Origin of the sequence: Tissierella sp. P1, assembly GCF_002266425.1 — a bacterium.
GTDB lineage: Bacteria > Bacillota > Clostridia > Tissierellales > Tissierellaceae > Tissierella > Tissierella carlieri.
In genome coordinates this window covers 1-7,016 of record NZ_NPMN01000061.1, presented here as the reverse complement: position 1 = coordinate 7,016, position 7,016 = coordinate 1, and the positions used below count along the sequence as shown (strand labels likewise).

The window sequence follows — 7,016 nt, the reverse complement described above, 5'->3', positions numbered from 1 at the left end:
TTTAATAATTTAATACACTTGAGTTTTCTCTAGTAGATGATAAAGAAAGTCTTAAGTTAAAGCATTAATATAAACTTTCTTAAAATGCATTTATCGGAAATTTAAAATTAAGGAGATTTAGAATTTCCTATGCATCACAAGAAAACTCACCCTGGTGTTTCCTATCTTTAAAAAGCATGGAGCCCACGACCGGACTCGAACCGGTGACCTCTTGCTTACCATGCAAGTGCTCTACCTCCTGAGCTACGTGGGCATTTTTTACTCACTGCTAGTTATTTTACTATTTACATATAAAATTGTCAAGCTTAAGTTTATACTTTGTCCTCTAGTAGCTTCTCTAACTTTCTTTTAACTCTTTGTAAGGCATTATCTATACTTTTCACATGCCTGTCTAAATCCTCTGCAATTTCCTGATAGCTCATACCATCCACATAAGACATTAGGACCTCTAACTCTAATTCAGATAAAATCTCTCCTATTCTTCTTTCCATTAAATTCAAATCTTCTCTGCTAATCATTAATTCTTCTGGATCTGAAATTTTAAAGCCCGAAATTATATCCAATAGAGTCCTATCAGATTCTTCATCATATATAGGTTTATTAAGTGAAACATAAGAATTTAAAGGAATATGCTTTTGTCTAGTAGCTGTCTTAATTGCTGTAATTATCTGTCTCGTGATACAGATTTCTGCAAATGCTCTAAATGATGTAAGCTTGTCCTTATCATAGTCACGAATAGCCTTATATAGTCCTATCATGCCCTCCTGAACGATATCTTCCTTATCTGCCCCTATCAAATAATATGATCTAGCTTTGCATTTTACAATGTTTTTATATTTATAAATCAGGTATTCCAGTGCAATAGCGTCATCATTTTTTGCAGCTTCTACAATTTCTTCATCCTGCATAGTCATATATGTAGTTAATTCCATATCATTATGCACTTCCAATTGCACTAAGCATCCCCCCCAGTATAACTCTGTTAATTTTGATTACTATTAATTATATTTAATACCTATATTTTAGTCAAGGTTATTCATTCTTACTTATTAAATTATTTAGTTTTTTTATCGTTTCTTCATCCAGTCTTCCTAGCAGAAGATCATTTTTTTTATTCTCTGTAGTACTTTTACGTTTAATAAGCTTTTTTTCATTAAATATTTCCATTTCTAACTCCCTAGCTGAAATCCTAGTTCCACCTCGACCAAAAACAATTTGTTGTTCCATCCAGTCAGATGTTGCTACTCTTACTCTCTTTATCCTTCCAATCTCATCTAGTTTTTTCTCTATATATTGATCTGCAGTCTCGTTTTCTTTCGTATATACAACTTTTAAATCATTATAATTTTCTTCTGCTCCATAGTTGCCCTTTACTAAATGTGCATCAAATACAATTATGACTTCAATTCCCGAATAATATTTATATTCTGTCATGATCTCTATAAGCTCATTTCGAGCCTCCTCTAAATGTTCCTTTTTAAGTTGACTAAACCGCTCCCAAGAATTAATGATATTATACCCATCAACAAAAAGATATTCTTTAATCTTTTTATTCTTCTTAGCCATGATTCTGTCTTACTACCTCATATATCAATATAGATGCCGCATTAGAGGCATTTAAGGAAGATATTTGGCCTAGCATTGGAATTTTAACTAAGACATCGCATTTTTCTTTCACTAGCCTAGATAATCCTTTTCCCTCATTTCCTATTACCAAAGCAATAGCTCCTTGTAAAGATGTCTTATAATGATAGTCAGTCCCGTCCATATCTGCACCATAAATCCATAGCCCTTTATCTTTTAGTTCTTCAATTGCATTTACAATATTGCTTACTTTTGCTACAAGCATATGCTCTACTGCACCGGCAGAACTCTTATATACCGTTTGATTTACTTGAGCAGATCTCCTTTTAGGAATTATTACGCCATGTACTCCTGCACATTCAGCACTCCTAATTATAGAACCTAAGTTATGTGGATCTTCCAATCCATCTAAAATTACAATAAATGGAGGTTGATTTCTTTCTTTAGCTCTATTGAGGATATCATCTATATCAACATAATTATATGATGTAACTAACGCAACTACTCCTTGATGTGCATTCCCTTCCGATAAAGAATCAAGTTTATTTTTATCTACCTGTTGTATTATAATATTTCTGTCTTTTGCCATTCCAATTATCTTATTTATAGATCCTTGAAGCTCTCCTTTTAGAACATATAATTTTTCTATTTCTCTATCCGTTTTAAGTACTTCTAAAACAGGATTTCTTCCAACCACATATTGAAAATCCATTCTTATCACACCTTTCTTTAATTCACAATTCACAGTTCACAGTTCACAGTTCACAATTGTTGAGGTCGAGCTTTGAGGTCTTTATAGGTGACCTTCGGTTGTTGTTTTAATTGTGAATCATGCATTGTGAATTGTGCATTTACTTAAATCGCTCCCTAACTTCAACCATCTTTCCGCAGGTCATTTTCCCCTCTGGACATGGCCCATTTATACAACCTGGTCCAGCATTTTTGAATAATATAGGATAGACTTTTTTCACTTCTTTAAGCATCAAAGTTGCAATCTCTCTTATTTCCCATTGTGCCCTATTACAGCATCTAAGTCTAAAAAAATTCATCAAAGACCTTGCATTCATAGTAAATACTATCTTAGTCTCACAGGCATTGGGGAAAATATATCTTGCATCTTCAATTGACTCTTTTTCTGCTCTATTTCTTGCTTCCTTCTCGTCGAACTTTTCTTCAATATATTTATTATAATGTTCATCAAATAATAAATTTGATATTTCATCATAATATTTCTGATCTTCTCTCATAGCCTTTTCAAATATTTCTCTAGCCTTTTTATTATTTGCAATAGCCGGCGGAATTATATATTCAAACTGTTCAAGTTTCACATATCTTTGTGATTGCTGAGAAAAACTTGCAATCCTATGTCTCACTAGTTGATGAGTTAATGTACGAGATATTCCTTCAATCCCAAAAGTAAATGTGACATGTTCAATAGGACTTTCATGGTTTAAGTCCATTAAAAGAGATAAGAATGATTCAACCTTATCTTCAGTTAGCTTTTCTTCTATCTCACTGACACCTGATGATGAATAGCAAAGCCTTGCTGCAGCTGCAACTAGTTTTTCGCCATCAGGCGTATACCTCAAAAGTTCTACCTTATCCATCCTAATCCCCCTTTTCTTCATTAGTTAATGTCTATATGTGATACCACTTTAAATAATTCTGCTATTCTGTAATCCTTACCCATTAAGTAAAGATAGCCCATCAACGCTTCAAAACCTGTAGCATATTTATAATCTATCATATCAGCATTTTTAGGCATTGTATTAGTCTTTGCATTTCTACCTTTTTTAACTACTGCTCGTTCATCTTCATTAAGTATATCTTCTAACATATGAACTATATCTGCTTGGGCCTTGGCTTTTACATATTTAATAGTCAATTTATGCAATTCTTTAACAGGTAACTTCTTCTCAAGTAGATATGTCCGTACTAACAATTCATATACTGCATCTCCTATATATGCAAGCTGCAGAGGAGATAACATAGCTATATCCTCTGCACTTAATTCTGTATTCATCTTTCTAAACAAGTTGTTTTCTTCCATAGGCTATATACGTTTCCACTTCACCCCTTCTTGGGTATCTTCTAAGACTATTCCTTTTTCCTTTAACATATCTCTAATTTCATCAGCTAACTTAAAGTCTTTATTTTTTCTTGCTATCGTTCTTTTCTCTATAAGATCTAAAATTTCAACCTCTAAAATTTCATCTTTTTTGTTTAGTATTCCAAGAACATTGGATAATTCTAATAACAAATCATAAGATATTTGAATTAATTTCTTGGAAGATTTTTCATTTAGATTTGAATTAGAAAATTTAACAAGATCAAATAATGAAGCTATAGCATCTGCTGTGTTTAAATCGTCTTCCATGCTTTCAATAAATTCTTTTTTAAACTTTTCAATAGTATCTAGTAGATCATTTTCTTCTTTGTTTAATTCTCTATCTTCCGCGTTTTCAAGTAGATATTCTAAGTTTTTCTTCCCATTATATAATCTTTCTAAGGCATTTTCCATTTGATTCATTATTTCTCTAGTAAAGTTCATAGGAGATCTATAATGTGCGGATAGCAAGAAAAATCTAAGGATTTCCAAATCAAATTCCTCTGCAATTTCTTTTACAGTAAAAAAGTTTCCTAGAGATTTTGACATCTTTTGATTTTCTACATTTAACATACCATTATGCATCCAATAATTTGCAAAGGGCTTCTCCGTTAAAGTTTCAGACTGTGCAATTTCATTTTCATGATGTGGAAATTGAAGGTCTTCGCCACCTGCATGTATATCTATAGTATCTCCTAATAGCGTTCTCGACATAACAGAGCATTCGATATGCCACCCAGGTCTTCCATTACCCCAAGGACTTTCCCAATAAGGTTCACCTTCTTTAGCTTTCTTCCATAATGCAAAATCCATAGGATTATTTTTCTCTTCACTAACTTCTATTCTGGCTCCACTCATTAAATCTTCAATATTTTTCTTAGACAATTTCCCATAGTCTTTTGCACTATCTATGTTAAAATAAACATTACCATCTACATTATAGGCGGCACCCTTCTCTATTAAAGCCTCTATAAATTCAATCATTGGCTGAATAAATTCTGTAGCTTTTGGATGGATGGTTTTCTCTTCATAAATATTTAAACCTTTTGCATCCTCCATAAGAGCTTTAATATATCTCTCGGATATATCATTAAATGCAGTATTTTCTTCATTAGCTCTATTTATTATTCTATCGTCAATATCTGTAAAATTTGAAATATACTTAACATTATACCCTCTATACATAAAAAATCTTCTTAAAGTATCGAATATTACCATTGGTCTAGCATTTCCAACATGTATATAGTTATATACCGTTGGACCACAGATATACATGCTAACCTGACCTTCAACAACGGGTATGAATTCTTCTTTTTTTCGAGTTAAAGTATTATAAATCTTCATATCTAACCTCCTTTATTGAAGTGAATAGTTAATAGTGAATAGTTAATAACTAATAGATAAGAAAACCCCAAATCTTTACTTAAAACTATTCACTCTTCACTTTTAGTTATTCACTGTTTTTTACTTTTCACTATATATAATTTTTCTCTACATAATCAATTCTTTTGAGTATATTTTCTTTACCTAGTAAAACCAATATATTCACAAACTCTGGACCATGTGCCATACCTGTTAGTGCAACTCTAGCTGGCATAAATAGGTTTTTACCTTTAACCCCTGTAGCCTTTTGAATTATCTTCATAAATCCTTTAGCATACTCTTCATCTATTTCTTCTATATTGTTTAATTCTTCCTTAATTGCTGTGAGAACAATTCCTACCTGTTCAGCCTTTATTATCTCTAATGCATCTTCCTCTAGAATATCTACATAATCTTTAAAAATAAATTCTACTTTATTTACTACTTCTGATACTGTATTTAAGCTTTCTTGAACTGTATGAACTAATAGCTTTAACCATTCATATCTATCTTGGACAAATTCTCTATCTATAAAATCTGCTTTAATCAAATATGGAATAGCCATATCTGTGATCCTTTCAACAGATGAGGATCTTATATAATGACCATTTACCCAATCTAGTTTATCTTTATCAAATATTCCACCAGTTTTTGAAACTCTTTCAAAGGAAAACTTTTGAATTAACTCTTCCATAGAAAGAATCTCCTGATTATCTTCTGGACTCCATCCTACCAATGCTAAATAGTTGACTAATCCCTCTGGCAGATATCCTTTATCTTTAAAATCTTCTACAGAAACATCTCCTTGACGCTTACTTAGTTTTTTTCTATCTTTATTTAATACAGTTGGAAGATGAACATATACAGGTTTTTCCCATCCAAACACTTCATATAGATAGATATGTTTTGGTGTGGATGGTAACCATTCTTCTCCTCTAACTATATGGGTTATTTCCATTAAATGATCATCTACTACTACTGCCATATGATAGGTTGGATATCCATCAGACTTTAATAATACTTGATCATCAATATCATCAGTGTTTATTACAATATCTCCCCTAACTAAATCATGAAATTTCACATCATAATTCTGAGGTAATTTTAATCTAACCACATATTCTTCTCCATTAGCAATTCTTTTCTTCGCCTCTTCTATAGATATATTCCTACAGAATCCATCATATTTTGGAACTAATCCTTTAATTTTTTGTTCCTCACGTACCTGCTCAAGTCTTTCCTTAGAGCAGAAACAATAGTAAGCATGGCCTTTCTCTATAAGCTCATCTACATATTTTTTATATATGTCTAATCTCTCTGACTGAATATATGGACCGTGATTGCCTTTTTGCACAACCTTACCATCTTCTACAAATACACCTTCATCATATTCTATTCCTGCCCAATGTAAGGACTCTATTAAATTTTCTATAGCTCCTTCTACAAATCTAGTTTGATCAGTATCTTCTATCCTCAAGATAAACTTACCATTATTATTTCTAGCAAATAGATAATTGTATAAAGCAGTCCTAATAGATCCTATATGTATGAAACCCGTTGGACTTGGGGCAAATCTTAATCTAAATTCTTTCAAAACTGACACCTCCTGAATTAATTATATTATATTATATATCACTAGTCCTTAAGTGTAAACTGTCCCCTTTAAATAAAAAAGACCTATATCTAATCATCATAAGCTATCCTTTCTTGGAAACTATATAGATTAAACTCTTATTAGCAAAATGATAGCGTTAAACATTTCTATGGATTATAGTAAAAACTTCTATGAAAGCATAATTAAAAAACTTTCCTTAGTTACTGCATAAGCAACTTGCATGAAATCAAAGCTTTCGTTAATATACTTAAAACTCATTGAATCAAGCTTCTGAATATAATTTCAAAAGCAGAGCCCCAATATTAATTATAATAAAAATACTATATTAAATCTATATTAATAATTAAT

7 protein-coding genes and 1 tRNA gene are annotated in these 7,016 nt (G+C 31.5%); all 8 read right to left on the bottom strand.

From position 1 onward, the window contains the following. Positions 1-177: 177 nt before the first annotated feature. The 8 genes from CIW83_RS21480 to gltX all read right to left on the bottom strand — a co-directional run bounded on the left by CIW83_RS21480 (position 178) and on the right by gltX (position 6,647). Positions 178-253, bottom strand: a tRNA-Thr gene (locus tag CIW83_RS21480). Positions 254-311: 58 nt separating this feature from the next. Continuing rightward, entirely contained in the window at positions 312-932 is a 621-nt protein-coding gene (gene sigH, locus CIW83_RS21475; RefSeq protein WP_094904474.1) for an RNA polymerase sporulation sigma factor SigH, read from the bottom strand. Positions 933-1,032: 100 nt separating this feature from the next. Next, positions 1,033-1,566, bottom strand: a complete 534-nt coding sequence (locus tag CIW83_RS21470) for an NYN domain-containing protein (protein ID WP_094904473.1) — start codon at positions 1,564-1,566, stop codon at positions 1,033-1,035. After that, entirely contained in the window at positions 1,559-2,296 is a 738-nt protein-coding gene (rlmB, locus tag CIW83_RS21465) for a 23S rRNA (guanosine(2251)-2'-O)-methyltransferase RlmB (protein WP_094904472.1), read from the bottom strand. The genes CIW83_RS21470 and rlmB overlap by 8 nt, the downstream gene beginning before the upstream one ends. Positions 2,297-2,435: 139 nt before the next feature. Continuing rightward, positions 2,436-3,191, bottom strand: a complete 756-nt coding sequence (gene thyX, locus CIW83_RS21460) for an FAD-dependent thymidylate synthase (protein WP_094904471.1) — start codon at positions 3,189-3,191, stop codon at positions 2,436-2,438. Between the two features lie 20 nt (positions 3,192-3,211). Next, positions 3,212-3,619, bottom strand: coding sequence for a ribonuclease III domain-containing protein (locus CIW83_RS21455; RefSeq protein WP_308523744.1), 408 nt, complete (start codon positions 3,617-3,619; stop codon positions 3,212-3,214). A gap of 18 nt (positions 3,620-3,637) precedes the next feature. After that, complete coding sequence (cysS, locus tag CIW83_RS21450; protein ID WP_094904469.1) at positions 3,638-5,035, bottom strand: cysteine--tRNA ligase; 1,398 nt, start codon at positions 5,033-5,035, stop codon at positions 3,638-3,640. A 130-nt stretch (positions 5,036-5,165) separates the two neighbouring features. Continuing rightward, positions 5,166-6,647, bottom strand: coding sequence for a glutamate--tRNA ligase (gltX, locus tag CIW83_RS21445; RefSeq protein ID WP_094904468.1), 1,482 nt, complete (start codon positions 6,645-6,647; stop codon positions 5,166-5,168). Positions 6,648-7,016 lie beyond the last annotated feature (369 nt).